Raw genomic sequence first — 23,156 nt, 5'->3', positions numbered from 1 at the left:
CTGCGAAGAATGAAGCACCACCATCAGGAGCGCATTCAATTCGGCCCGAGAGGGTGAGTGGCCGATACGGCCCTCCCCACACGGATGCTGACACCTGGTCCGACCACCTGGCGCGATCACATCGTCATCGTCGGCCACGCCACCCCGCGCGAGCACCCCGTCCTGCCGACTCCTTGACTGCGCGTCAGTTCAACAAGCGGGCGGTCCACGCACCCCGCCCCGTCGCCCCGTGCCCGGTCGGCGAGTAGCCTCGCGCCCATGCGAGCGATCACTATCCCGGAGCCCGGTGGCCCGGAAGCACTTGTCTGGGCGGACGTGCCCGACCCGCAGCCCGCCGAGGGCGAGGTCTTGATCGAGGTCGCGGCCAGCGCCGTGAACCGCGCGGACCTGTTGCAGCGCCAGGGCTTCTACGATCCGCCACCCGGCTCCTCGCCGTACCCCGGTCTGGAGTGCTCCGGTCGGATTGTCGCGCTCGGCCCCGGCGTGCACGGCTGGGCCGTCGGCGACGAGGTGTGCGCGCTGCTGTCGGGCGGCGGTTACGCCGAAAAGGTGGCCGTCCCGGCCGGGCAGGTGCTGCCGCTGCCGCCCGGTATCGACCTGGTGCAGGCCGCCGCGCTGCCCGAGGTGGCCTGCACCGTCTGGTCCAACGTCTTCATGATCGCGCACCTGCGGCCCGGTGAGACGCTGCTGGTCCACGGCGGTGCCAGCGGTATCGGCACGATGGCGATCCAGCTCGCCAAGGCGGTCGGCGCGCGGGTCGCGGTCACCGCGGGCGGCCCCGAGAAGCTGGCTCGCTGTGCGGAGTTGGGCGCGGACATCCTCATCGACTACCGCGAGCAGGACTTCGTCCAGGAACTCCGCAAGGCCACCGACGGCAAAGGCGCGGACGTCATCCTCGACATCATCGGCGCGAAGTACCTGCAGAAAAACGTCAAGGCACTTGCGGTCAGCGGGCGGCTGTCGATCATCGGAATGCAGGGCGGAGTGAAGGCGGAGCTGAACCTGGCCGCCCTCCTCGCCAAGCGCGCCGCGATCACCGCAACCGGTCTGCGGGCCCGGCCGCTGAACGAGAAGGCGGCCATTGTCGCGGCGGTACGCGAGCATGTCTGGCCGCTGATCGGCAACGGTCAGGTGCGGCCGATCGTGGACCGTACGATCCCGATGGCGGACGCCGCCGAGGCGCATCGTGTGGTGGACGCGAGCGCCCATGTGGGCAAGGTCGTCCTCACCGTTTGACCGTCTGACCGGCCATAGCCCCCCGGCGGGCTCCGCGTACGCCGACAACCCGGAGCTTCGCCGCCCGCGGCCGGACAGCATCGCGGCCCACGGCCCCTCCCGCCCCGTGTCAGGTAACCCGATCGACATACCCAGGATGTCGTGAATCTGGCCGCGTGTGACGCTGGGCACGTCACTCGACGGCTCGGCACGGGAGGGGCACGGTTGTGGCTCCAGGATTCCGTTCGCGCATGACCACCGGTCTGCTGGTGGCCGCCGCCGTTCTGCCCGTCCCCCCGGCGACCACCGCGGCGGCGGAGCAACGGATCGCCTCGCCTCATCGCCCGCTGCATCTCGTAGGGCGGCATCTGCCGCCCGCCCACGCGGCGGATCCACCGCTGGCCGGGAGCCGCGCCGGAGAGGGCCGGGGGCACCCCGGGCGCCCGGAATCGCCGGGACTTCGGCCGGAAGTCCCCAGACCGGACGCCGAAATGGAACTCCCGGAGTTCCGCGGCCTGCGGGACGCTCTCGCACAGATGCCGGAAGAGATGGCGCACGAGATGGCGCACTACCCGGACGAGCCATCCGAGTACCTCCCCTGGTTCGACTTCCACCACAGGTCCGACCCGGACGCGGACTCCTCGCAGGCACCGGACGACGACGCCGCGGACACGCCGGACCGCGAGAACTCCCGGCCCGACACCCCCAAGGCCAGGAAGGGCTCGCACGGGAAGCCGCGGGGTACTGGTCGCGAGGCGTCCCCAGGACGGGCCCGGGCGCCCTCCCGGCACCGGAAGTCCCCCTCCTCCCGCCCCGACGTCGCCGCTCACCTCGATCGTCACCCGTACAAGCACCTCCGGCCGTCCGCCTCGCCGAAGCAGCAGCCCCACACCCCACCGGACGACGCCGAGCCGGCCGCCTCGTCCGGCCCCTATGCCATGGAAACCCCCTCGGCTCCGGTCGAACGAGTCCTCCCCATGGGGGCTGGACTCGCCCTTACCGGCCTTGGCCTGGCCTTTCTCGGCCTGCGGCTGCGCCGACGCTGACGTCGGCACCCGATGTTTCACGTGAAACACACGGCATGAGGGCAGTCCCGGCAGACCTCTCGATGTTTCACGTGAAACATCGAGCCTCGCCGCCCGCCTGGGAAGCCGATCCGGTTTCTCGCCCGATCCCACCGCCAGGCGGCGGAAACAACACAAGGGGCACGCCGGGCCACCCGGCAACGTGGGGGTACGCGACAATGGCGGCATGGATATGCCGATGAACGAACGGTCGCAGGAGAACCCGCACGTCCTGGTTGTCGGCCCGGACGGCATGGCGCTCGGCAGCGCCGGCTCCGGTGGTGGCGGGGAAAACGGCGAAGAGCCCCGCGAGGTTCCGGTGACCGACATGGTCGAACAGCCTGCGAAGGTCATGCGCATCGGCAGCATGATCAAGCAGCTGCTGGAGGAGGTGAAGGCCGCCCCGCTGGACGAGGCGAGCCGGGTACGCCTCAAGGAGATCCACGCCAGCTCGGTCAAGGAGCTGGAGGACGGCCTGGCGCCCGAGCTGGTGGAGGAGCTGGAACGGCTCTCCCTGCCGTTCACCGACGAATCGGTGCCGACGGAAGCGGAACTGCGCATCGCCCAGGCCCAGTTGGTGGGCTGGCTCGAGGGCCTCTTCCACGGCATTCAGACCGCGCTGTTCGCCCAGCAGATGGCGGCCCGCGCCCAGCTGGAGTCGATGCGCCGCGCACTCCCGCCCGGCGCTCCGACCGAAGACGACGAGGGCCACCTCGGCAACGCCGGTGCCCGGTCGGGGCCGTACCTCTAGGCGCGGCCCCAGCCACCACACAACAAAAGTGGGGCCGGCACGCGCGCTGCGTGCCGGCCCCGCCTTGTGTATGTGACCAGGTCAGTTGCTCGGGTAGTGCCCAGAAGACACGGTCAGCTGGATCGTGTCACCGCTTTTCGGGTCCCATTGTTGGAATGCCTTGGGCGACTGCTCCACGATGGTGTCTTTGTAGGAGTAGTAGCCGTCCTTCTTGGTGATCTTGAAGTTCCAGCCCGCGGCCTTCAGGCACTGCTTCACCGAGTCCAGGTTCTTGTAAGTGAGGAACGGGAAGTTGATCTTGGAGTCGTCGCCGATCGCCTTCGACGGGCTGGTGCACTCGCTCGTAGCCATCTGAGTCGAAGTGGTGTCCTCCGGTGCCTCAGATGTACTGGCCGACGGGCTGGCGTCATACGAGTAACTTGAGGTCGGATCGTCGCTGCCCGTGTTGTCGCTGGACCCGCCCGCGCTCAGCCCGATGGCGATCGCTATCGCAGTGACCACGATCACACCGACTATCGCCGCGACGACGATCACCGCGGTATTGGTCTTACGGGGCCCCGGCCCACCACCCGGCGGAATCGGCGCCGTCACGGGCGGCGGGGTGAACGTCGGCGGCGCCTGGAAGCCGCCGCCGTTGAAGGGCGTGGGGGTCGGTGCGGGCCCCGGCGCCGGGGTCGGGTAGGGATTGTTCACCGGCGGCGGCGTCGAGGGGCCGAAGGCCGCCTGCGTGGGCTGATACGGCTGCTGCACGTTCGGCGGCGCCGGGGTCTGCGGATTGCCGTTCGCGGTGGGGAACACCGACGAGGACACCGACGAGCCGCTGGTGCGCGCCCGCGGGCCCTCGCTGATGATCAGCGGCGATCCGGACTGCCCGGAACCGGCGATCCGCAGGCATTCGTCCCGCATCGCCTCGGAGGTCGGGAACCGTTCGTTGGGGTTCTTCTTCAGCGCCCGGGCGACCAGCGCGTCCACGGCCGGCGGCAGCGAGCGGTTGATGCTTGACGGGACCGGCGGCTCTTCCTGGACATGGGCGTAGGCGATGGCCAGCGGGGAGTCCGCGTCGAAGGGCAGCTGTCCGGTCAGCAGCTCGAAGAGCATGATGCCGACGGAGTAGAGGTCCGAGCGGGCGTCCACGCCCCGGCCCAGCGCCTGCTCGGGCGACAGGTACTGCGGGGTACCGACGACCATGCCGGTCTGCGTCATCGACGTCACGCCGGACTGCATGGCGCGGGCGATACCGAAGTCCATGACCTTGACGACGTTGCGCTTGGTCATCATGACGTTGCCCGGCTTGATGTCCCGGTGGACCAGGCCCATCTCATGGCTCGCCTCGAGCGCGGCGAGCACATCGGCCGTGATCTTCAGCGCCTTCTCGGTCGGCATCGCGCCGTGCTGGGCGATGTCGTTGTCCAGCTCGGAGCGCAGCGGCTGCCCGGAGACGTACTCCATGATGATGTACGGCACCATGCCGCCGTCGAGCTCGTCCTCGCCGGAGTCGAAGACCGAGACGATATTGGTGTGCGTGAGCTTCGCCACGGACTGGGCCTCGCGGCGGAACCGTTCGCGGAATGCCTGCTCGCGACCGAGCTCGGTGTGCAGTGTCTTGATCGCGACCTCGCGGTCGAGCACGCTGTCGTACGCGAGGTGCACGGACGCCATCCCGCCCGCACCAAGAAGATCACGAAGCTGGTAGCGTCCTCCGCCGACCGAACGGCCCTCGAATTGGCCTTGAGCGCCGTCCTGGCTCATGGTTGCGCTTCCCCCTGGGCGTACTGCCCGTATGTATCGCGATCAAATTCTGGGATTCCGCAGCCAAGTCTGCCGCAGGGCCCCGACACGTCAAGCCGTGTGCCCGTTCCGTGACCAGATGCGCAAGATCAGGTCACGACGGGGAGATCTTTTGCGGCCCTGGTCACCCCCGGTGAACTTGCCCCTACTGGCATCCGGGCGGTTTGATGACCGGTCAACGACGGGCCGGTGGGGGTCGTCGAACCTGTAGCGTGCTGTAGCGAAGACCGAGACCTTACCGCTCTTGATGCGGATCGATTCGACGGCGAGGACCGATGGCACCGACGCAGAGCCCGCAGGGCCCGTCCGATCCTGAGGCCACCGGCTCCAATATCTCGGATACACCGGAGATGTGGGGCAATGGAGGGCTGGTCGGCGATGGCCGTTACCGGCTCACGCGCCGGCTCGGCCGGGGCGGTATGGCGGAGGTGTTCGCGGCCGAGGACGTGCGCCTGGGCCGCACCGTCGCCGTGAAGCTGCTGCGCGCCGACCTGGCCGAGGACCCGGTGTCCAAGGCCCGCTTCACCCGCGAGGCACAGTCCGTGGCCGGACTGAACCATCACGCCGTTGTTGCCGTCTATGACTCCGGCGAGGATTTCGTCGGCGGTAACACCGTGCCGTACATCGTGATGGAGCTGGTCGAGGGCCGCACCATCCGTGACCTGCTGATCAATGCCGATGCCCCGCCGCCGGACCAGGCGCTGATCATCGTATCCGGGGTGCTGGAGGCGCTGGCCTACAGCCATCAGCACGGCATCGTGCACCGTGACATCAAGCCCGCGAACGTGATCATCACGAACAGCGGCGCCGTGAAGGTCATGGACTTCGGCATCGCCCGTGCCCTGCACGGCGCGCAGTCCACGATGACCCAGACCGGCATGGTCATGGGCACCCCGCAGTACCTCTCGCCGGAGCAGGCGCTCGGCAAGACCGTCGACACCCGCTCCGACCTGTACGCCACCGGCTGTCTCCTCTACGAGCTGCTCGCGCTGCGGCCGCCGTTCACCGGCGAGACCCCGCTGTCGGTGGTCTACCAGCACGTCCAGGACATGCCGGTGCCGCCGTCCGAGGTCGCCGAGGCGGTGCCGCCGGAGCTGGACGGCCTGGTCATGCGGTCGCTGGCCAAGGACCCGGACGACCGTTTCCAGACCGCGGAGGAGATGCGCGGGCTGGTCCAGTACTCGCTGCAGATGCTTCATGAGCAGGGCGGGCACACCGGCACCTGGAACACCGGCCCGGTGGCGATACACGAGGGCGGCATCCCCCAGGGCATGGGCGGCGCCGCCACCACCGTGCTGCGACAGCATCCGGACAACGGTCAGACCACGGCACAGCCGCTTCTGCCGGGCGGCCGGGACGACGACGGCGGCTTCGAGGGCGGCCACCGTCCCGCCAAGCGCGGTCGCGGCAAGCTCTGGCTGATCGCTGCGCTCGCCGTGATCGCCATCGCGGCCGGCGTGGCGTTTGCGCTCCAGCACTCGCAGACGGGGAAGAAGGGGACGGACACCCCCACGTCGCCGTCGCCGTCGGTTTCCAAGCACCACAAGGCCAGCGAGCCGCCGTCGGAGGAGCCGAGCACTCCGGAGACCGAGCCCGGCACCACTGGCGGTGACTCCAACACCTACTCCCCGCCGCCCAGCGCGGAGCCCAGCACACCGCAGTCGTCCGAGCCGCCCAGCTCGGAGCCGCCGTCGTCGGAGCCTCCGAGCTCCGAGCCGCCCACCGACACGACCGGTGGCGGTACGACGGACGGTGGCACGCTCAACGGTGGGACGTCGGACGGTGGCACGAGCGATGGCGGGACGTCGAACGGTGGCACCACCGATGGCGGGGCCAATTCCGGTACCACCGCGGGTGCGGACACCGGCGTGACCACGGGGACCCCTGCCAACTGACCGACCCAAGCCGCAGGCGGCGGGCCGCTCCAGCTTCTGGAGCGGCCCGCCGTTGTTTCACGTGAAACCGTCCGCGAAGGCGTCCCGTACGGCCGAGTACTCCCGGGTCCACCACACCGCCAGTGCGGCCGCGGCCGGGAACTGGGGGTCGGTGCGCGGGTCGCCGAGCCGGTAGCGCCAGGTGAGCATCCAGAAGTCGTTCAGCCGCTCCCACCACACCCGGTGCACGGCCGCGGCCAGTTCGTCGGATCCGGCGCCGCAGGCGCTGCGGTAGGCACCTGCGTACGCCGCCACCTTCGCCAGGTCGAGGCTGCCGCAGGGCCGTACGAAGAAGATCGCGGCGGCTCGTACCGCCTCTTCGGCGCGGGGCTGGACGCCCAGGCGGTCCCAGTCGACGATCGCGGCCGGTTCCGCGCCGCGGTAGAGCACGTTGAGGGGGTGGAAGTCGCCGTGCACCCAGCCCGCGGGAGGCGCTGCACCGGCCGCCGGGCGGCGGTGGGCCAGCCGCTTGAGCAGGGCCCGGCGTTCCAGGAGGCGGTGTTCGGCGAGTTCGTCGAAGCTGGTGCGGGGGCGTGCCCGGCGGGCCAGCGCGAGCAGCTCGTCGATCAGCTCGAAGGTGTGGGCGGGGTCGGCGGCGTCCGCCGGATAGGTGAGCCGCGCGGGACACGGTTCGCCCGCCATGACCTGCTCCAGGGTGATGTGGACGTGGCCCAGCAGCGCACCGAGCCGGCGGGACTGGGCCAGGCTCAGTGCGGCGCCGCTCAGATGCCGGCCCTCGACCCAGGGGTGCAGGGCGTAGCAGCGGCCGTCCAGGACAGTGACGGTGCGGCCGTCCGCGGCGGGGACCGGTGGGGCGACCGGCAGCCCGCGGTCGGCGAGCCGGAGGGTGGCGCGGTGCTGGCGGGTGAGGGCGCCGAGATCGCCGTCGAGGTGGTGCTTGAGGAAATACCGGCCGTGTGTGGTGGCGAGAAAGTAGCCGTGGTTGAGCAGGCCCTCGGCGACGGGTTCACACGAGAGGGGCTCGCCGGCGTCTTCGTAGCGGCTCAGCAGGGGGACGAGGAGGTGCCCGCCGGGCGTTGCCGCCGTCCGGGCTACAGATGAGCGCAGCACGCGCCAGATGTTAGATCAACAGGGTCGGGCAGAGCGGGCCTGTCGGAAAGCCTTACGTGGAGTGCGCATGTGGGAAGACCCGGCCCGGTACACCGCGCTCGGCCGTGCGTCACGCTATCCGTGCGTCACGCCATTCGTGCGAACTGGAAGGCAGGTACGTCCGTCAGCTGGTGCAGGGTCACGAACTGCGGCTCGATCCGGAGGAAAACCGGGTCGAACGGCACCCCGTCGGCCAGCCGAGGGGTCCGGCCGAAGGGCGCGCGCTCGCCGAGGGTGGGCTCGAAGACCCGTGCGGTGCCGGTGAACTGCACGGACCAGGTGTCGCTTGCGCCACTGTTGATGTTGTCGGCCTCGTACGCGACCACGCTGCCGTCGAGTGCCTGGTGGTAGCCGTAGCCGCGGTGCAGCCGGAGGACCAGCTGCCCGTCGATGAGGAGATGCCGGGTGACGGTGGTGAACGGCAGCGCGCGTCGGCTGGCCGACACCCGGCCGTACGGGGTCCGGCTCAGCAGCTCGAGCGCGCGGTGGTCGTCGCAGGGCATGGCCTCACACTGCCCGTCCCGCCCCGGGTGCAAGTAGGGGCGGCGGCCCCGAAAGAGCCGGGACCAAGGTCCCGGCCGAGGGCTGCCATGCACGGCGGTGGCTGGCGCTGCGTGCCTGGTGAGAAGCGGTTTCAGGAATTTTTCGCCTGCATCCGCGCGACATATGCGGCGGCCTGGGAACGGCGTTCCATGCCGAGCTTGGAGAGCAGGCTGGAGACGTAATTCTTGATCGTTTTTTCGGCGAGATGGAGCCGCTCGCCGATGGCGCGGTTGGTCAGACCCTCGCCGATCAGATCGAGGATCCGGCGCTCTTGTTCGGTGAGATTCGCCAGCCGGTCATCGCCCTTCGCGGCGTTGCCGTCGCGCAGTCGCTCCAGCACCCGGGCCGTGGCCACCGGATCGAGCAGGGACTTTCCGGCCGCCACATCGCGCACCGCGGAGAGCAGTTCGCTGCCCCGAATGGCCTTGAGTACATAACCGGCGGCGCCGGCCATGATCGCGTCGAAAAGGGCCTCGTCGTCGGCGAACGACGTGAGCATCAGACAATTGATGTCCGGGTTCTGCGAGCGGATCTCACGGCAGACCTCGACGCCGCTGCCGTCCGGCAGCCGGACGTCCAGCACCGCTACATCGGGGCGCGTCGCGGGGATTCTGACCAGGGCATCCGCGGCGGTTCCCGCCTCGCCGACGACCTCGATGTCCTCTTCGGACGAGAGCATTTCGTGGACGCCCCGCCGTACAACTTCGTGGTCATCGAGCAGGAAAACCATGATTTTTCCGTTTTCGCGCACGGCCCCAGTCTCACACACAAAACTCTTCCCGTGCGCCAGGTCACCCATATAACGTGCCGTTGTCCCGGCGGCCTGCAACGCTGTGACCAGGAGTTGTTCCCAGCCTTCGTGATTTTACTTGGAAATCCAAGCAAAATCGCAGGTCAGCGCCGTTTCCACTTAGGCTTCGGCTCTGGGTAACGTGCAAAGAGCAGGCCACTGTCCGGGACGCTTTGTTCCACCCGGAACCGGCCGCGTTCGCACACACCCCGTGCGCCGAATCGGATACCGGGTGAGCCGCAATACGGCCACCGGCGGACCCCGGGGGCCGGACAGACGGAGGAGCAGCACGTGACCGTGGAAGGCACTGCCCAGCGGAAAGCCACCCGCGCCGGCAGCAAGCGCACCACCGCCAAGAAGGCGTCGCCGGCGAAGAAGGCGACATCGGCCAAGGCAGGCCGGCCGGACCAGGCGGAGCAGGACCAGCTCGTACAACTGCTGACCCCGGAAGGGAAGCGGGTCGAGCACCCGGATTACTCGATCGACCTGTCCGCCGATGAGCTGCGCGGGCTCTACCGCGACATGGTTCTCACCCGGCGGTTCGACGCCGAGGCGACCACTCTCCAGCGCCAGGGCGAACTGGGCCTGTGGGCCTCGCTGCTGGGTCAGGAGGCCGCGCAGATCGGTTCGGGCCGCGCGCTGCGCGATGACGACTACGTCTTCCCGACCTACCGCGAGCACGGCGTTGCCTGGTGTCGCGGCGTCGACCCGACGAACCTGCTGGGCATGTTCCGCGGTGTCAACCACGGTGGCTGGGACCCCAACAGCAACAACTTCCACCTCTACACCATCGTCATCGGCTCGCAGACGCTGCATGCGACCGGCTATGCGATGGGGGTGCAGAAGGACGGCGCGGATTCCGCGGTCATCGCGTACTTCGGTGACGGCGCCTCCAGCCAGGGCGACGTCGCCGAGTCCTTCACCTTCTCCGCGGTCTACAACGCCCCGGTCGTGTTCTTCTGCCAGAACAACCAGTGGGCGATCTCCGAGCCCACCGAGCGCCAGACCCGTGTCCCCCTCTACCAGCGCGCCCGCGGCTACGGCTTCCCGGGCGTCCGGGTGGACGGCAACGACGTGCTGGCGTGCCTCGCGGTGACCCGGGCGGCGCTGGAGCGGGCCCGTACCGGGCAGGGACCCATGCTGGTCGAGGCGTTCACCTACCGCATGGGCGCGCACACCACCTCCGACGACCCGACCAAGTACCGGGCCGACGAGGAGACGCTCGCCTGGGAGGCCAAGGACCCGATCCTGCGGCTGCGGACGTATCTGGAGTCCGAGGGCCTCGTCGACGACGCGTATCTCGCCGCGATCGACGAGGAGAGCGACGCGCTGGGCAAGCGGGTCCGCGATGTCGTGCGTGCCATGCCCGATCCGGATGCCATGGCGATCTTCGAGAATGTCTATGCGGACGGGCATGCGCTCGTCGATGAGGAGCGCGCGCAGTTCGCCGCGTACCAGGCGTCGTTCGCCGATGCCGAAGCCGTCGCGGAGGGTAACTGACCATGGCTGTCCACGAGAAGATCACCATCGCCAAGGCGATCAACGCCTCGCTGCGCACGTCCATGGAGGCCGACCCCAAGGTCGTCGTCATGGGCGAGGACGTCGGCAAGCTCGGCGGTGTCTTCCGCGTCACCGACGGACTCCAGAAGGACTTCGGCGAGGACCGGGTGATCGACACCCCGCTCGCCGAATCCGGCATCATCGGCACCGCGATCGGACTGGCCCTGCGCGGCTACCGCCCCGTCGCCGAGATCCAGTTCGACGGCTTCGTCTTCCCCGCCTACGACCAGATCGTCACCCAGCTCGCCAAGATGCACGCCCGCGCGCTGGGCAAGGTCAAGGTGCCGGTCGTCATCCGTATCCCCTACGGCGGTGGCATCGGCGCGGTCGAGCACCACTCCGAGTCCCCCGAGGCGCTCTTTGCGCATGTCGCGGGCCTGAAGGTGGTCACTCCCTCGAACTCCTCCGACGCCTACTGGATGCTCCAGCAGGCCATTGCGGGCGACGACCCGGTCATCTACTTCGAGCCCAAGCGCCGCTACCACGACCGGTCGCGGCTCGACACCGAATCGATCCCCGACCCGCTCCACAAGGCCCGTGTCTCCCAGGCCGGCACCGACATCACGCTCGTGGCTTACGGCCCGATGGTGAAGGTCTGTCTCGACGCCGCCAAGGTCGCGGCCGAGGAGGGCAAGTCGGTCGAGGTCGTCGATCTGCGCTCCATCTCGCCGATCGACTTCGACACCGTCCAGACGTCGGTGGAGAAGACCGGCCGGCTGGTCGTGGTCCACGAGGCGCCGACCTTCCTCGGTTCGGGTGCGGAGATCGCCGCCCGGATCACCGAGCGCTGCTTCTACCACCTGGAGGCGCCGGTCCTGCGGGTCGGCGGCTTCCACGCCCCGTATCCGCCGTCCCGGCTGGAGGACGACTACCTTCCGGGACTGGACCGGGTGCTCGACGCCGTTGATCGCGCGCTGGCGTACTGAGGGGTTTGAGGAGAGTTCGTGACCATGACTGCAAGCACCACAGGCGCCCAGCGCTTCCGTGAGTTCAAGATGCCCGACGTGGGCGAGGGGCTCACCGAGGCCGAGATCCTCAAGTGGTATGTCCAGCCGGGCGACATCGTCACCGACGGCCAGGTCATCTGTGAGGTCGAGACCGCCAAGGCCGCCGTCGAACTGCCCATCCCCTATGACGGGGTGGTGCATGCGCTGCACTTCGACGAGGGCGTCACCGTCGATGTCGGCACCGCCATCATCGCCGTGGACACCGACCCCGGCGCCGGGCCCGCGCCCGAGTCCGCCGCGCCGGTCGTGGACGCGACGGCCGCGCCCGCCGGGGAGGAAGCCGATGCCGAGCCGCAGGGCCGGCAGGCGGTCCTCGTCGGCTACGGCGCCGCGCCGGCCTCGACCAAGCGCCGGGCCCGCAAGCCGCAGCCGGGTGCCCCGGCGGGTGTCCAGACGGGCGTGCAGACGGGTGTGCCCGCCCAGCCCGAGCCGGTGAACGCCATGCTGCAGGCCGAGCTGAACGGGCGTCCCGCGGCCGCGGCTCCGGTTGCTCCGGTCGCTCCCGCTCCGCAGGCCGGCCGGCCGCTGGCCAAGCCGCCGGTCCGTAAGCTCGCCAAGGACCTGGGCATCGACCTGGCGACCATCGCCCCCACCGGTCCCGGCGGGATCATCACCCGCGAAGACGTCCATGCGGCCGTCGCCCCGGCACCGTCGGTGGCCGTCGCCCCGGCGCCCGCAGCCGTGGCTCCCGCGGAGGTGGGCGTGGTCGACGCCGCCGCCCGCGAGCGTCGGGTGCCCGTCAAGGGCGTACGCAAGGCCACCGCCCAGGCGATGGTGAACTCGGCCTTCACCGCGCCTCATGTCACGGAGTTCATCACCGTCGACGTGACCCGCACGATGAAGCTCGTCCAGCAGCTGAAGCAGGACCCGGACATGGCCGGGGTGCGCGTCAATCCGCTGCTGCTCGTCGCCAAGGCCCTTCTGGTCGCCATCAAGCGACACCCGGAGGTCAACGCGGCCTGGGACGAGGCGAACCAGGAGATCGTCTACAAGGACTACATCAACCTCGGCATCGCGGCGGCCACACCGCGGGGTCTGATCGTCCCGAACATCAAGGACGCGGGCGTCAAGACGCTGCCCCAACTCGCCGCGGAACTGGGCGAGCTGGTCTCCACCGCACGTGAGGGCAAGACCTCCCCGGCGGCCATGTCCGGCGGTACGGTCACCATCACCAACGTGGGCGTCTTCGGCGTCGACACCGGCACGCCGATCCTCAACCCGGGCGAGTCCGCGATCCTCGCCTTCGGCGCGGTCAAGCTCCAGCCCTGGGTCCACAAGGGCAAGGTCAAGGCCCGCCAGGTCACCACCCTGGCGCTGTCCTTCGACCACCGCCTGGTCGACGGTGAACTGGGCTCCAAGCTGCTCGCGGATGTCGCGGCGATTCTGGAGCACCCCAAGCGGCTGATCACCTGGGGCTGAGCCGACCCGGAAGAACCCGAGGCGGCGGGGGCGATGTTTCACGTGAAACATCGCCCCCGCCGCGTTTCACGTGAAACATCGCGTCTGACTGTTCAACCCCGTATGTACCGCGCTCAGCCCCTGATGAGCTGCACTGCCTTGCTGAAGTGGGCCACCGGTCCGGTCGGTCCGTTCGGATCCGCATGTGCGGCGGCGCCGCGCATCAGCGCCGTGCCGCCCCAGACGGCGGCGACGAGCAGTGCCACCACGACGGTGTTCCTGGTCCGGCGTCCGGCGTTCGTCCTGGGCTGCATGGTCAACTCCCCTTGAGTGCGGAGCCGCTCTGGCTCCCCGTCTCCATTCACCCACGGATTTAGGGCCCGTCCGTACGCGTCAGGTACGGACTCACGTCAGCCTTAAGTCGGACCCCCTGTCCCTCTTGGGTCCCCCTCTCGCTAGAGCCCGACGCCGGGTACGGGGCCGGGAAAGGGTTTGCCCGCTGTGGGTGGGCTGTTTACGGTCGGCGTAATGAGCAGAGAAACGATCATCAGGCGATACCGGGCGGCCGACCAGGACGCGGTGGGCGACCTCTGGTCCCGCGCCGTGCGGCAGGCGCACCCGTTCATCGACGGGGAGGGCGAGGGGGAACGGGCGCCGGTCCTGCGCGAGGACGGTGTTGCCCGGGGTGGGAGATGGGTCGCGGAGCGGGACGGCAGGGTGGTGGGCCTGCTCCGGCTGATCGACGGCCGCCGACACGGCAGTGCCGGAAGCGGCGTGGAGATCGACGGGCCGTTCGTGGCGCCCGAGGCCCAAGGGTCCGGCATCGGGCGGGAGTTGGTGGAGCACGCGGCGGAGCTGCACGGTGCGCTGTGCCTCACGGTCTTCGAGGAGAACCAGCGCGCCCGCGGGTTCTACCGGCTCCTGGGGTTCACGGAGCGGTCGTGGCGGACGGACCGGGAGACCGGCCGCTCGCTGCTCTGCATGGAGCGGGAGGCGCCGCTGCGGTCGGTGTCCTGGCTGCATCTGCGCGAGGGCCGGCTGCTGAGCGTACGGACCCGGGGCAATGACACGTTCTACCTTCCAGGCGGTAAGTACGAGCCGGGGGAGACCGCCCGTGAGGCGCTGTCGCGGGAGCTGTCCGAAGAGCTCGGTCTGGTGGTTCCGAAGGAGCAGCTGTCGGAGGCGTTCGTGATCCATGACGTCGCGCACGGCAAGAACGGCCGCCGACTGCATATGACGTGCTTCACCGGCGGCCCGCAGGACATCGCCCCCGCACCGGGGCGGGAGATCGCCGAATACGCCTGGTTCGACCGCGAGGAGGCGCTCCTGCGGTGCGCCCCCGCCCACTCGCAGGTCGTGGACCGCCTGATCTCGCAGGGGCGGATGCGGGGCTGAGGCGCCGGGCCGGTCCGCCGGGCCGGGCCCGAGGGGCCGGCGCACGACCGGCCCGGGGTGCGCATACCCGCCATTAAGGCTGTAACCAGCAAAAACACCCCCACTACGTGTCCGTATCGCGGAATGAAGTATCGGACGCATACCTGTTGTATCTATCCTGTGCGCATGCCTTCTCCGTCCGCGTCCCCCGCCCCTGCCAGGGACACCACCCCGGCGCCCGCCAAGCAGCCCCCCGCCGCCGAGCGGGTCTACACCCACATCAAGGACGCCGTCCTGCAACGGCACTACGAGGGCGGCATGCTGCTCACCGAGGGCGAGCTGGCCGAGGCCGTCGGGGTGTCGCGGACGCCGGTGCGCGAGGCGCTGCTACGGCTGGAGGTCGAGGGGCTGATCAAGCTCTACCCGAAGAAGGGCGCGCTGGTGCTCCCGGTCTCCGCGCAGGAGATCGCCGACGTCGTCGAGACCCGGCTGCTGGTGGAGAAGCATGCGGCGGCCAAGGCCGTCCCCGCGAGCGAGGCGCTGATCGGCGAGCTCGAGGAGCTGCTGGAGACGATGCGGGAGCAGGCCGCATCCGGTGATCTCGCCGCGGTCTCCGTCACCGACCGCTGCTTCCACGCCACCATCGTGCGCAGCGCCGGCAACCAGATCCTGGACCGGCTCTACGAGCAGCTGCGCGACCGCCAGCTGCGGATGGGCGTCGCCGTCATGCATGCGCACCCGGACCGGATCGCCAAGAACATCGCCGAGCATGCCGAGATCCTCCAGGCGCTGCGCAACGGCGACCCGGATGCGGCGACCGACGCCGTGCACCGGCACGTCAGCTGGGTCCGCAACCTGGCGCAGGGAGAGGTGCGATGAGCGGGGGAAGTCCCGGCGGCTCCGGAACGGACGACGGCTCCCCGCGCCCGCTGCCCTCGGACCCGCCCGGCGGCCGTAAGGCCATGGCGGTCTGGGGCATCGGCGTCGCGGTCTACTTCGTCGCGATCACCTACCGTACGAGCCTCGGCGTGGCCGGTCTCGATGCCGCCGAGCGCTTCCATATCAATGCCTCGGCGCTGTCAACCTTCTCGATACTCCAGCTGCTGGTGTACGCGGGCATGCAGATACCCGTCGGCCTGCTGGTCGACAAGCTCGGCACCAAGCGGGTGCTGACCATCGGTGTGGTGCTCTACACCGTCGGCCAGTTCGGCTTTGCGCTCTCCTCCTCGTATGCGATGGCGCTCGGCTCCCGCGCACTGCTCGGCTGCGGGGATGCGATGACGTTCATCAGCGTGCTGCGGCTGGGGGCGCGGTGGTTCCCGGCCCGGCGCGGCCCGCTGATTGCGCAGATCGCGGCGCTGGTCGGGATGGCGGGCAACCTGATCTCCACGCTCGTCCTCGCGCGCTTTCTGCACAGCTTCGGCTGGACCCCGACCTTCGCCTCCAGCGCGGTGGGCGGCCTCGTCGTCCTGGTCCTGCTGCTGGTCTTCCTGACCGATCACCCCAAGGGGTACGAGCCGCCGCCCGCCCCCGCCGAGCACACCGGGGCGGGATTCGTCCGCCGGCAGATCGTGGCCGCCTGGCGTGAGCCCGGAACGCGCCTGGGCATGTGGGTGCACTTCACGACCCAGTTCCCGGCGATGGTCTTCCTGCTGCTGTGGGGCCTGCCGTTCCTCGTCGAGGCACAGGGCCTTTCCCGCGGCACCGCCGGTGAACTGCTCACCCTGATCGTGCTCTCGAACATGGCCGTCGGACTGATCTACGGCCAGGTCATCGCCCGCCACCATGCGGCCCGTATGCCGCTGGCCCTGGGCACCGTGGGCGTCACCGCCCTGCTGTGGGCGATCACCCTGGCCTGGCCGGGCGACCATGCGCCCATCGGGCTGTTGGCCGCACTGTGCGCGGTGATGGGGGCCTGCGGTCCCGCCTCGATGATCGGCTTCGACTTCGCCCGGCCCGCCAACCCGCCCGAGCGCCAGGGCACGGCCTCCGGCATCGTCAACATGGGCGGCTTCACCGCCTCGATGACGACGCTGCTCGCCATCGGCGTTCTGCTGGATGCGACCGGTGACAACTACCGGATCGCCTTTGCCTCGGTCTTCGTGCTGGAGGCGCTCGGCGTCTCGCAGATGCTGCGCCTGCGCCGCCGCGCGGCCCGGCGCGAGCGCGAACGGCTGGTCGTCAGCCGGGTCGAGGCGGTCCATGTGCCGGTATGAGACGGGCCGCCGGGATCTGCGGTCCGTCGCGCCGGCTGTCGGACCGTGAAGGCGCCAACATCCGGGGAGGGAAGCCGGGTTGAGGCGCAGAGGGCAACGCCGGACGAGCCCGATGTTTCACGTGAAACATGCCGGCGCGCGGTAGGCGGAGGAGCGACCGACCGCTGCCGTGACGGCTGTTGACCGAGGCGGTGTTGCTGGGCCCTTCCAGACCCGTGTCGCCCGCGTCCGCGGCTTTTTGAGACGCCCCGTCGGAGACCCCGTCAGGAGTGCCGGTTCCGGTCGGGGCGTCCCCGCGAAGCGGCCCGCCCTACGGCGTGACCGCGAAGTGGTCCAGGATCGCCGCGGCCAGTTCCTGATCGCCGTCGATCTTGATGTGCCCGGCGACGGCCGCCGGGCGGACCCGGCCGCAGGCCAGCTGATGGAAGAGATCCCAGTCCATGGCGAGCGTCACCGTCGGACCGAGCGAGACGCTGCTGTCGATCCTGCCGTTGCCCTCGGCGTCGATCCGCACCGTACGCATGAACTCCAGCGGGCCGCTGATGTCGAAGACCACGGCCGAATCGGCGGGCGCCTGGGCCTTCTTGGCGACCACACCGGGCAGGGTCTTGAGCAACAGATCGCGTGACACCTGGGCGCCGGGGGAGTCGAGATTGCCGGGCTTGCCGAGCGCCCGGCGCAGGTCCTGCTCGTGCACCCAGACGTCGAAGGCACGCATTTGCAGCACGAGGTCCAGCGGACGCTCGTCGCCGAGCGCGCTGCGCACCACGGTGTCGGGCTGACGGGTCTCGTTGCGCAGCTGCCGGGAGCGGCGGATGACGGTGTATTCGAGCTCGCCGAGCATCTCCGGCGCGGTGTGGTGCCGCCGGACGTCGACCTGCACCTCCATCCTGCGGGCCGACTCGCTGCGCACGTGGTAGAGGTCGCGCGGCAGCGTGTGTATGGGCCGCGGGTCGCCGAGCATCTCGCTCTCCAGGCCGATCACATGCGAGACGACATCGCGCACGGACCAGCCTGGCAGGTCCGTCGCCCTGCTCCACTCGCCCTCGACGAGCGGTGTGACCAGCTCGGCTATCGCTTCTATGGAGTGCGTCCAGGCATCGATGGAGGACTGAAGGCTGGGATGGACGGTCACGGGACCCCTCGGACGGTTCGTACGCGGGCTGCTGTCTGTGCAGTTAAGTTACGCTGCGCACGGGCACCCCGGCAGTGCTTTCGGGTGACCATCGTAGGTCGATGTTCGACGGCGGGCCCGATCGAAAGCTTAGGCGGTGATACTGTGCGCGCTTCCTTGCTGCAGATCGGTGTGGATCCGGCGGAATCCGTCAAATCCCGGCGGGCGCGGGTGGCTTCGCTGGTACGCGAACAGACCGGCAGCGACCTTGTGGTGCTTCCCGAGCTGTGGCCCGTCGGCGCCTTCGCCTCCGACCTCTTCGCCACCGAGGCCGAACCGCTGACCGGACCGACTCATGACGCGATGGCCGCGGCCGCGCGGGACGCCGGGGTCTGGCTGCACGCCGGGTCCGTCATCGAGCGCTCCGACGACGGCACCCTCTACAACACCGCGCTGGTCTTCTCCCCCGACGGCCGCCTCGCCGCCACCTACCGCAAGATCCACCGCTTTGGCTTCGACCAGGGTGAGGCGGTCCTGCTGGGCGCCGGCGACCGGGCCGTCACGGTCGGCCTGCCGGGCACCACCGTGGGCCTGGCTACCTGCTACGACCTGCGCTTTCCGGAGCTTTTCCGGCAGCTGACGGCGGCCGGCGCCGAGCTGCTGGTCGTGCCTGCGGGCTGGCCGACCCGCCGCCGCGCCCATTGGTCGCTGCTGGCCCGCGCCCGCGCCGTGGAGAACCAGTGCTACGTCCTGGCGTGCGGCACCGCGGGCACCCACGCCGGTGTGGAACAGGCCGGCCACAGCGTGGTCGTCGACCCCTGGGGCGAGGTGCTGGCTGAGGCGGGGCCCGACGAGGAGGTCCTGACCGTCGACGTCGACCCGGCCACCGTCGCCCGGACCCGTGCCGACTTCCCCGTCCTGCGCGACCGCGTGCTGGGCCTCGACCGCCCGTAGGAGACGGTGCCCGGGGCGCTCAGTCCTGCCCGCGCTCCCGCTCCGCCAGCCGGATCACGCCCACCGCAACGGCGATCACCAGCGCCGGATCGACATCGTCCCGTACGACATTGACGCCGTAGGTGTCCCGTACGGTCAGCCAGCGCCGCGAGATCTCCGCCAGCAGCTCGCCCTCGTACTCGACCACGAACTCCCGGTCCATGATCTTGCCGCTGACGTCCAGCTCGGTGCCGTCCACCAGCTCCACGCGATAGTGATTGCGCAGCAGCGAGAGCCGCTTGCGCCGGATGGTGGCCAGCGGATGGTCGTCCCGCTCCAGGGTCATCGTGTCGCGCAGGGCCAGCATCTTCTTGCGGATGGTGACCAGCACCCGGCCGTGCAGATCCTTCAGCTCGAAGGTCTCCCGCAGCCGCAGGGCCTTCCCGTCGACGAGGAAGGCATGCCGCCCGTGCTCGTCCTCGATCCAGTAGTCGTCACCGATCCCAAAGATCCGGTCGCGGACCAGGTACTTACGGGGATGACGGGCCCCGTTCCCAGCAGAGTGCAGCATGGCTGAGGTGTTCCCCCGGACCCCTGCGGAATGCACGGGCACGGGGGTGACGTTGAATGTCCACATGGCTTCACGTGCGCGCGTCCGGGCCCCCGAGCTGACCGGCAAGGGCGGCTGGCTCAACACCGGCGGTAATGAACTCACCCTGTCCGACCTGCGAGGACGCATTGTCATCCTCGATTTCTGGACGTTTTGCTGTGTGAACTGTCTGCACGTCCTGGACGAGCTGCGCGAGCTGGAGGAACGCCACCGCGACACCGTCGTGATCGTCGGTGTGCACTCCCCCAAGTTCGTCCACGAGGCCGAGCACCAGGCGGTGGTGGATGCCGTCGAGCGCTACGGCGTCGAGCACCCGGTCCTCGACGATCCCGAGCTCGCCACCTGGAAGCAGTACGCCGTACGGGCCTGGCCCACCCTTGTCGTGATCGACCCCGAGGGCTATGTCGTCGCCCAGCACGCCGGCGAGGGGCATGCGCATGCCCTCGAGAAGCTGGTCGAGGAGCTGACGGCGGAACACGAGGCGAAGGGGACGCTGCGCCGCGGCGACGGGCCATATGTCCCGCCGGAGCCGGTCGCCACGGATCTGCGCTTCCCCGGCAAGGCCGTACGCCTGCCGGGCGGCACTTTCCTCGTCTCGGACACCACCCGGCACCAGCTGGTGGAACTGGCCGCGGACGGCGAGCGGGTACTGCGCCGGATCGGGAGCGGCGAGCGCGGGCTGGACGCGGATTCCTTCAACGAGCCGCAGGGCCTGGCGCTGCTGCCCGACGGCAGGGTCGCCGTCGCGGACACGGTCAACCACGCCATCCGGGTCTTCGACCCCGGGACCGGCGCGCTGGAGACGGTGGCGGGCACCGGCCGGCAGTGGTGGCAGGGCTCGCCGACCTCGGGACCGGCCCGCGAGGTGGACCTCTCCTCGCCCTGGGACCTCGCCTGGTGGCAGGACCGGTTGTGGATCGCCATGGCCGGTGTGCATCAGCTGTGGACCTACGACCCGGCCACGGACACGGTCCGGGTCGCGGCCGGCACCACCAATGAGGGGCTGGTGGACGGCCCGGCGGCGGAGGCGTGGTTCGCCCAGCCGTCCGGGCTCGCGGCGGCGGGGGACCGGCTGTGGATCGCCGACTCGGAGACGAGCGCCGTGCGTTGGGTCGAAAGGGACCAGGACGATGACGGCTATCGGGTCCGTACGGCCGTCGGCACCGGACTCTTCGACTTCGGGCACCGCGACGGCGCCGCCGACCAGGCGCTGCTCCAGCACCCGCTCGGTGTGACGGCCCTGCCCGACGGCTCGGTCGCCATCGCGGACACCTACAACCATGCGCTGCGCCGTTTCGATCCCGCCCGTGGTGAGGTGACGACGCTCGCGACGGATCTGCGGGAACCTTCGGCGGCGGTGCTGGCCGACGACGACATCGTGGTGGTGGAGTCGGCGCGGCACCGCCTGACCCGGCTGCGCCTGCCCGAGGAGGCGGTACGCGTCGAGTCGGTGGCGCACCGTACCCAGCGCGCCGCCACCGAAGTGGCCTCGGGCACGCTCCGTCTGGATGTCGTCTTCCAGGCCCCGGCGGGGCAGAAGCTCGACACCCGCTACGGTCCCTCGACGCGCCTGCTGGTCAGCGCGACCCCGCCGGAGCTGCTCGCCGAGGGCGCCGGTCCGGACACCGACCTCGCCCGCGATCTGGTGCTCGCGGACGGGGTGACCGAGGGCGTGCTGCATGTGTCGGCCATGGCGGCGTCCTGCGACGACGACCCCGCGATCGAGTACCCCGCCTGCCATGTACACCAGCAGGACTGGGGAGTGCCGGTACGGGTGGTCGATGGCGGGGCGGCACGGCTGGCGCTGGTGCTGGCGGGGATGGACGCGGAAGGGTAGGTCCGTCCGCCCTCGTCCTCGATGTTTCACGTGAAACACCGAGGACGAGGCGGCGGTTCGGGCGTCAGCTCGTGTTCCGGCTACCTGGACGGGCTGGTGTGGGTCGCCGATTCGGCCCGGAACCGGGTCAGATACCAGTCGCCGACCTTGGCGGTCGCGCCGATGGACGGATGCCGGTCGTACCGTCCGAAGTGGACGGCATTGGCCACCCCCTGCATCGCGGCCTTGCCCTGCATCATGACGCCGAGGTACATCACGTTCTGCGCCTTGCCCTTGTCCGAAGGGGTCGGGGTCGGGATGCTCGCGTAGGCGGTGGCGCCACCCCTGACCTCGATCCGATGGCTGTTCATGAACCCCGGAGAGCCTCCGTAGAGTCCCAGCGGCTTGGTGATGTCGTACGACCCGCTCTTCGAGGGGGCGTCTCCGCGGTAGACCATCGGGGCGTTGTAGAGGTAGCAGGACAAGCGGCTCTTGTTGCGGTACTTCACGAGCACATGGCTCGGCGCCGACAGCTGGACGAACGTGAACGAACCCGGGGTGGGGCGGCACATGCCCCGCCGCCTGCTCGTCATGGCACCCGCGCCCGTCCCACGACCGATGATCCTGTGCTTCTTGCTCTTGTACGAGGACGAGGACGAGGACGAGGTCTTCGACTTCTTCGAGGAGTGGTTCTTGCATCCGGTCAACGCGAGCGAACCGGCGAGGCCGAGAGCCAGCGCGGCATACGCGGCGCGGTAGTGGCGGGAGCGGCCTGCGGTCATGGGTGGATCCCCCTGAGAGTCACTGCGGTGGGTGAGGCGTCGGAGCCATGGCATCGACACGATATCGATGGCCGCTCAACACGCCAGGGCGAGTTTGTGGCGGTGGTATCCCCGCAGGTCAGGAGCGTGGCGAAGGGGAATTCGGGCAACTGGGCAGGCCGTTGTCGTCCAGCTGTTCCGGGCGCATACGGATACCCGGCAGCCACGCCTGCTTGCCGTCGTGATCGACCCGGACCCACATGCTGCTGTGTCCGCCGACCTCGTCGGTGACGGTGACCCCGTTGGCGATCCGGCAGCGGGCGTGCAGTACATCGCCGTGCCAGACATGGCCGACGACATTGGAGGGGCGGTAGGGACGGTACGGATCGCGGACCAGCGCGAGTGCGCAGTAATCGATGCGGCTGTGCTGACAGGCGCGTTCGACGTTGTGGACGGTGATCGTGACGGGGCCGGTACCGGGCGCGGTGCCGTGCGCCCCGACCGCCTTCTGCGGCCCGTCCGTCCGGTGCGGACCCTCCGCACCGGAACCGGTGAGTGCCGGAACGGTGAATGCGGCGGCGGCCAGCACCGCGACCGTACCGACCACGGCGAGCACCAGAGCCCACCGCCGACGGGGCGCCGATGCGCCCGGGTCCTCCGGCCCGGCAACGGCCTGCGTCCGTGCGACCGGCTCCGCGACCGGCTCGGCGGCCTTCTCGCTGCCCTGCCCCGCGGCCGATGACGGTGTGCCCTCCGCCGCCTCGTACGCCCGATGCAGCAGCTCGATCAGGGCGGGCAGCCGGTCCTCGCCGGTGAAGGAGAGCTTGCACCACTGCACCAGCAGTCGCTCGTCCGGCAGGCTCTGGCCACGCAGATAGCGTGAGAGCGAGGAACGGCTGGCGGGCAGCCGTTCCTGCAAGTCCTTGAGGCTGTAGCCCAGTTCACCGTGCATACGGCGCAAGGCGCAAACGAAGTCCCGTACGGGGCCTGTGAGTTCGTCGGGAAGAGGAGCCAGGGGCTTACGGCGGATCTTTTCGGGCTGGTTCGGATTGCCAGGCACGTCTGGCATTCCAGCACAGCGGACATACAGGCGCGAGGGGCACCTCCGCTCCCCTGTGGCGGAAGTGCCCCTCGTTACACGATCCGGAACGAACCCGGATCGGCTGGTGATG

General features: G+C 69.7%; 21 protein-coding genes. 12 read left to right on the top strand and 9 right to left on the bottom strand.

All coding sequences use genetic code 11. From position 1 onward, the window contains the following. Window positions 1–258 precede the first annotated feature (258 nt). The 3 genes from B1H19_RS21035 (at window position 259) to B1H19_RS21025 (ending at window position 3,030) form a co-directional block, all read left to right on the top strand. Window positions 259–1,236: an NAD(P)H-quinone oxidoreductase gene (locus B1H19_RS21035; protein WP_083106214.1), complete on the top strand. Its 978-nt coding sequence runs from the start codon at window positions 259–261 to the stop codon at window positions 1,234–1,236. A 230-nt stretch (window positions 1,237–1,466) separates the two neighbouring features. Next, window positions 1,467–2,261, top strand: coding sequence for a hypothetical protein (locus tag B1H19_RS21030; protein ID WP_083106211.1), 795 nt, complete (start codon window positions 1,467–1,469; stop codon window positions 2,259–2,261). Between the two features lie 205 nt (window positions 2,262–2,466). Then, window positions 2,467–3,030: a bacterial proteasome activator family protein gene (locus tag B1H19_RS21025; RefSeq protein ID WP_203237192.1), complete on the top strand. Its 564-nt coding sequence runs from the start codon at window positions 2,467–2,469 to the stop codon at window positions 3,028–3,030. An 81-nt stretch (window positions 3,031–3,111) separates the two neighbouring features. Here the strand turns inward: B1H19_RS21025 and B1H19_RS21020 are convergent, their stop codons facing one another. Further along, window positions 3,112–4,779, bottom strand: a complete 1,668-nt coding sequence (locus tag B1H19_RS21020) for a protein kinase domain-containing protein (protein WP_083106205.1) — start codon at window positions 4,777–4,779, stop codon at window positions 3,112–3,114. Between the two features lie 314 nt (window positions 4,780–5,093). Here B1H19_RS21020 and B1H19_RS21015 point away from each other — a divergent pair, with 314 nt between their 5' ends. Then, window positions 5,094–6,713: a protein kinase domain-containing protein gene (locus B1H19_RS21015; RefSeq protein ID WP_083106202.1), complete on the top strand. Its 1,620-nt coding sequence runs from the start codon at window positions 5,094–5,096 to the stop codon at window positions 6,711–6,713. A 57-nt stretch (window positions 6,714–6,770) separates the two neighbouring features. Here B1H19_RS21015 and B1H19_RS21010 read toward each other — a convergent pair whose 3' ends face one another. From B1H19_RS21010 to B1H19_RS21000, 3 genes are all read right to left on the bottom strand, one after another. Then, the gene (locus B1H19_RS21010; RefSeq protein WP_083106200.1) at window positions 6,771–7,823 is read right to left on the bottom strand and encodes a phosphotransferase; all 1,053 of its coding nucleotides are present in this window, start codon (window positions 7,821–7,823) and stop codon (window positions 6,771–6,773) included. Between the two features lie 125 nt (window positions 7,824–7,948). Further along, on the bottom strand, window positions 7,949–8,365 hold the full coding sequence (locus tag B1H19_RS21005) for a pyridoxamine 5'-phosphate oxidase family protein (protein WP_083106197.1): 417 nt from the start codon (window positions 8,363–8,365) through the stop codon (window positions 7,949–7,951). A 131-nt stretch (window positions 8,366–8,496) separates the two neighbouring features. Then, the gene (locus tag B1H19_RS21000) at window positions 8,497–9,156 is read right to left on the bottom strand and encodes a response regulator (RefSeq protein WP_083106194.1); all 660 of its coding nucleotides are present in this window, start codon (window positions 9,154–9,156) and stop codon (window positions 8,497–8,499) included. Between the two features lie 330 nt (window positions 9,157–9,486). Between B1H19_RS21000 and pdhA the strand changes: the two genes are divergently transcribed. Genes pdhA through B1H19_RS20985 form a run of 3 tightly spaced genes read left to right on the top strand, consistent with a single transcriptional unit; the run spans window position 9,487 to window position 13,181 of the window. Continuing rightward, complete coding sequence (gene pdhA / locus B1H19_RS20995) at window positions 9,487–10,695, top strand: pyruvate dehydrogenase (acetyl-transferring) E1 component subunit alpha (protein WP_083106192.1); 1,209 nt, start codon at window positions 9,487–9,489, stop codon at window positions 10,693–10,695. Window positions 10,696–10,697: 2 nt separating this feature from the next. Further along, window positions 10,698–11,681, top strand: a complete 984-nt coding sequence (locus B1H19_RS20990) for an alpha-ketoacid dehydrogenase subunit beta (RefSeq protein WP_083106189.1) — start codon at window positions 10,698–10,700, stop codon at window positions 11,679–11,681. A 24-nt stretch (window positions 11,682–11,705) separates the two neighbouring features. Then, complete coding sequence (locus B1H19_RS20985; RefSeq protein WP_083106186.1) at window positions 11,706–13,181, top strand: dihydrolipoamide acetyltransferase family protein; 1,476 nt, start codon at window positions 11,706–11,708, stop codon at window positions 13,179–13,181. A gap of 113 nt (window positions 13,182–13,294) precedes the next feature. Here B1H19_RS20985 and B1H19_RS20980 read toward each other — a convergent pair whose 3' ends face one another. Continuing rightward, a complete protein-coding gene (locus B1H19_RS20980; protein WP_083106184.1) occupies window positions 13,295–13,474 on the bottom strand; it encodes a hypothetical protein in 180 nt (59 codons plus the stop codon). 214 nt (window positions 13,475–13,688) lie between these two features. Between B1H19_RS20980 and B1H19_RS40510 the strand changes: the two genes are divergently transcribed. From B1H19_RS40510 to B1H19_RS20965, 3 genes are all read left to right on the top strand, one after another. Further along, window positions 13,689–14,555, top strand: coding sequence for a GNAT family N-acetyltransferase (locus B1H19_RS40510; RefSeq protein ID WP_083106181.1), 867 nt, complete (start codon window positions 13,689–13,691; stop codon window positions 14,553–14,555). Window positions 14,556–14,720: 165 nt separating this feature from the next. Beyond that, window positions 14,721–15,413, top strand: coding sequence for a GntR family transcriptional regulator (locus B1H19_RS20970; RefSeq protein WP_083109773.1), 693 nt, complete (start codon window positions 14,721–14,723; stop codon window positions 15,411–15,413). Window positions 15,414–15,496: 83 nt separating this feature from the next. Then, complete coding sequence (locus B1H19_RS20965; protein WP_083109772.1) at window positions 15,497–16,750, top strand: MFS transporter; 1,254 nt, start codon at window positions 15,497–15,499, stop codon at window positions 16,748–16,750. 310 nt (window positions 16,751–17,060) lie between these two features. On the opposite strand, the gene B1H19_RS20960 is transcribed toward B1H19_RS20965, so the two are convergent. Next, window positions 17,061–17,885: a maleylpyruvate isomerase family mycothiol-dependent enzyme gene (locus tag B1H19_RS20960; RefSeq protein WP_083106178.1), complete on the bottom strand. Its 825-nt coding sequence runs from the start codon at window positions 17,883–17,885 to the stop codon at window positions 17,061–17,063. 144 nt (window positions 17,886–18,029) lie between these two features. On the opposite strand from B1H19_RS20960, the gene B1H19_RS20955 reads away from it, so the two are divergent. Continuing rightward, window positions 18,030–18,818: a carbon-nitrogen family hydrolase gene (locus B1H19_RS20955; protein ID WP_083106176.1), complete on the top strand. Its 789-nt coding sequence runs from the start codon at window positions 18,030–18,032 to the stop codon at window positions 18,816–18,818. Window positions 18,819–18,837: 19 nt separating this feature from the next. Here B1H19_RS20955 and B1H19_RS20950 read toward each other — a convergent pair whose 3' ends face one another. Continuing rightward, window positions 18,838–19,368, bottom strand: coding sequence for an LURP-one-related/scramblase family protein (locus B1H19_RS20950; protein ID WP_083106174.1), 531 nt, complete (start codon window positions 19,366–19,368; stop codon window positions 18,838–18,840). A gap of 64 nt (window positions 19,369–19,432) precedes the next feature. Between B1H19_RS20950 and B1H19_RS20945 the strand changes: the two genes are divergently transcribed. Further along, window positions 19,433–21,244, top strand: a complete 1,812-nt coding sequence (locus B1H19_RS20945) for an NHL domain-containing thioredoxin family protein (RefSeq protein ID WP_083106171.1) — start codon at window positions 19,433–19,435, stop codon at window positions 21,242–21,244. An 80-nt stretch (window positions 21,245–21,324) separates the two neighbouring features. Here the strand turns inward: B1H19_RS20945 and B1H19_RS20940 are convergent, their stop codons facing one another. After that, the gene (locus tag B1H19_RS20940) at window positions 21,325–22,005 is read right to left on the bottom strand and encodes a hypothetical protein (protein WP_083106169.1); all 681 of its coding nucleotides are present in this window, start codon (window positions 22,003–22,005) and stop codon (window positions 21,325–21,327) included. A gap of 118 nt (window positions 22,006–22,123) precedes the next feature. Continuing rightward, the gene (locus tag B1H19_RS20935) at window positions 22,124–23,053 is read right to left on the bottom strand and encodes a helix-turn-helix domain-containing protein (protein WP_083106166.1); all 930 of its coding nucleotides are present in this window, start codon (window positions 23,051–23,053) and stop codon (window positions 22,124–22,126) included. Between the last annotated feature and the right edge of the window lie 103 nt (window positions 23,054–23,156).

This window comes from Streptomyces gilvosporeus (assembly GCF_002082195.1).
Taxonomy (GTDB): domain Bacteria; phylum Actinomycetota; class Actinomycetes; order Streptomycetales; family Streptomycetaceae; genus Streptomyces; species Streptomyces gilvosporeus.
The sequence above is the reverse complement of the archived record's forward strand: the minus strand, read 5'-3'. Positions and strand labels throughout refer to the sequence as shown.

Coding starts and splice junctions, on each gene's coding strand:
- B1H19_RS21035 (WP_083106214.1), top strand. CDS start 259: ATGCGAGCGATCACTATCCCGGAGCCCGGTGGCCCGGAAGCACTTGTC.
- B1H19_RS21030 (WP_083106211.1), top strand. CDS start 1,467: ATGACCACCGGTCTGCTGGTGGCCGCCGCCGTTCTGCCCGTCCCCCCG.
- B1H19_RS21025 (WP_203237192.1), top strand. CDS start 2,467: ATGGATATGCCGATGAACGAACGGTCGCAGGAGAACCCGCACGTCCTG.
- B1H19_RS21020 (WP_083106205.1), bottom strand. CDS start 4,779: ATGAGCCAGGACGGCGCTCAAGGCCAATTCGAGGGCCGTTCGGTCGGC.
- B1H19_RS21015 (WP_083106202.1), top strand. CDS start 5,094: ATGGCACCGACGCAGAGCCCGCAGGGCCCGTCCGATCCTGAGGCCACC.
- B1H19_RS21005 (WP_083106197.1), bottom strand. CDS start 8,365: ATGCCCTGCGACGACCACCGCGCGCTCGAGCTGCTGAGCCGGACCCCG.
- B1H19_RS20990 (WP_083106189.1), top strand. CDS start 10,698: ATGGCTGTCCACGAGAAGATCACCATCGCCAAGGCGATCAACGCCTCG.
- B1H19_RS20985 (WP_083106186.1), top strand. CDS start 11,706: ATGACTGCAAGCACCACAGGCGCCCAGCGCTTCCGTGAGTTCAAGATG.
- B1H19_RS20980 (WP_083106184.1), bottom strand. CDS start 13,474: ATGCAGCCCAGGACGAACGCCGGACGCCGGACCAGGAACACCGTCGTG.
- B1H19_RS40510 (WP_083106181.1), top strand. CDS start 13,689: ATGAGCAGAGAAACGATCATCAGGCGATACCGGGCGGCCGACCAGGAC.
- B1H19_RS20970 (WP_083109773.1), top strand. CDS start 14,721: ATGCCTTCTCCGTCCGCGTCCCCCGCCCCTGCCAGGGACACCACCCCG.
- B1H19_RS20965 (WP_083109772.1), top strand. CDS start 15,497: ATGGCGGTCTGGGGCATCGGCGTCGCGGTCTACTTCGTCGCGATCACC.
- B1H19_RS20950 (WP_083106174.1), bottom strand. CDS start 19,368: ATGCTGCACTCTGCTGGGAACGGGGCCCGTCATCCCCGTAAGTACCTG.
- B1H19_RS20945 (WP_083106171.1), top strand. CDS start 19,433: ATGGCTTCACGTGCGCGCGTCCGGGCCCCCGAGCTGACCGGCAAGGGC.
- B1H19_RS20940 (WP_083106169.1), bottom strand. CDS start 22,005: ATGACCGCAGGCCGCTCCCGCCACTACCGCGCCGCGTATGCCGCGCTG.
- B1H19_RS20935 (WP_083106166.1), bottom strand. CDS start 23,053: ATGCCAGACGTGCCTGGCAATCCGAACCAGCCCGAAAAGATCCGCCGT.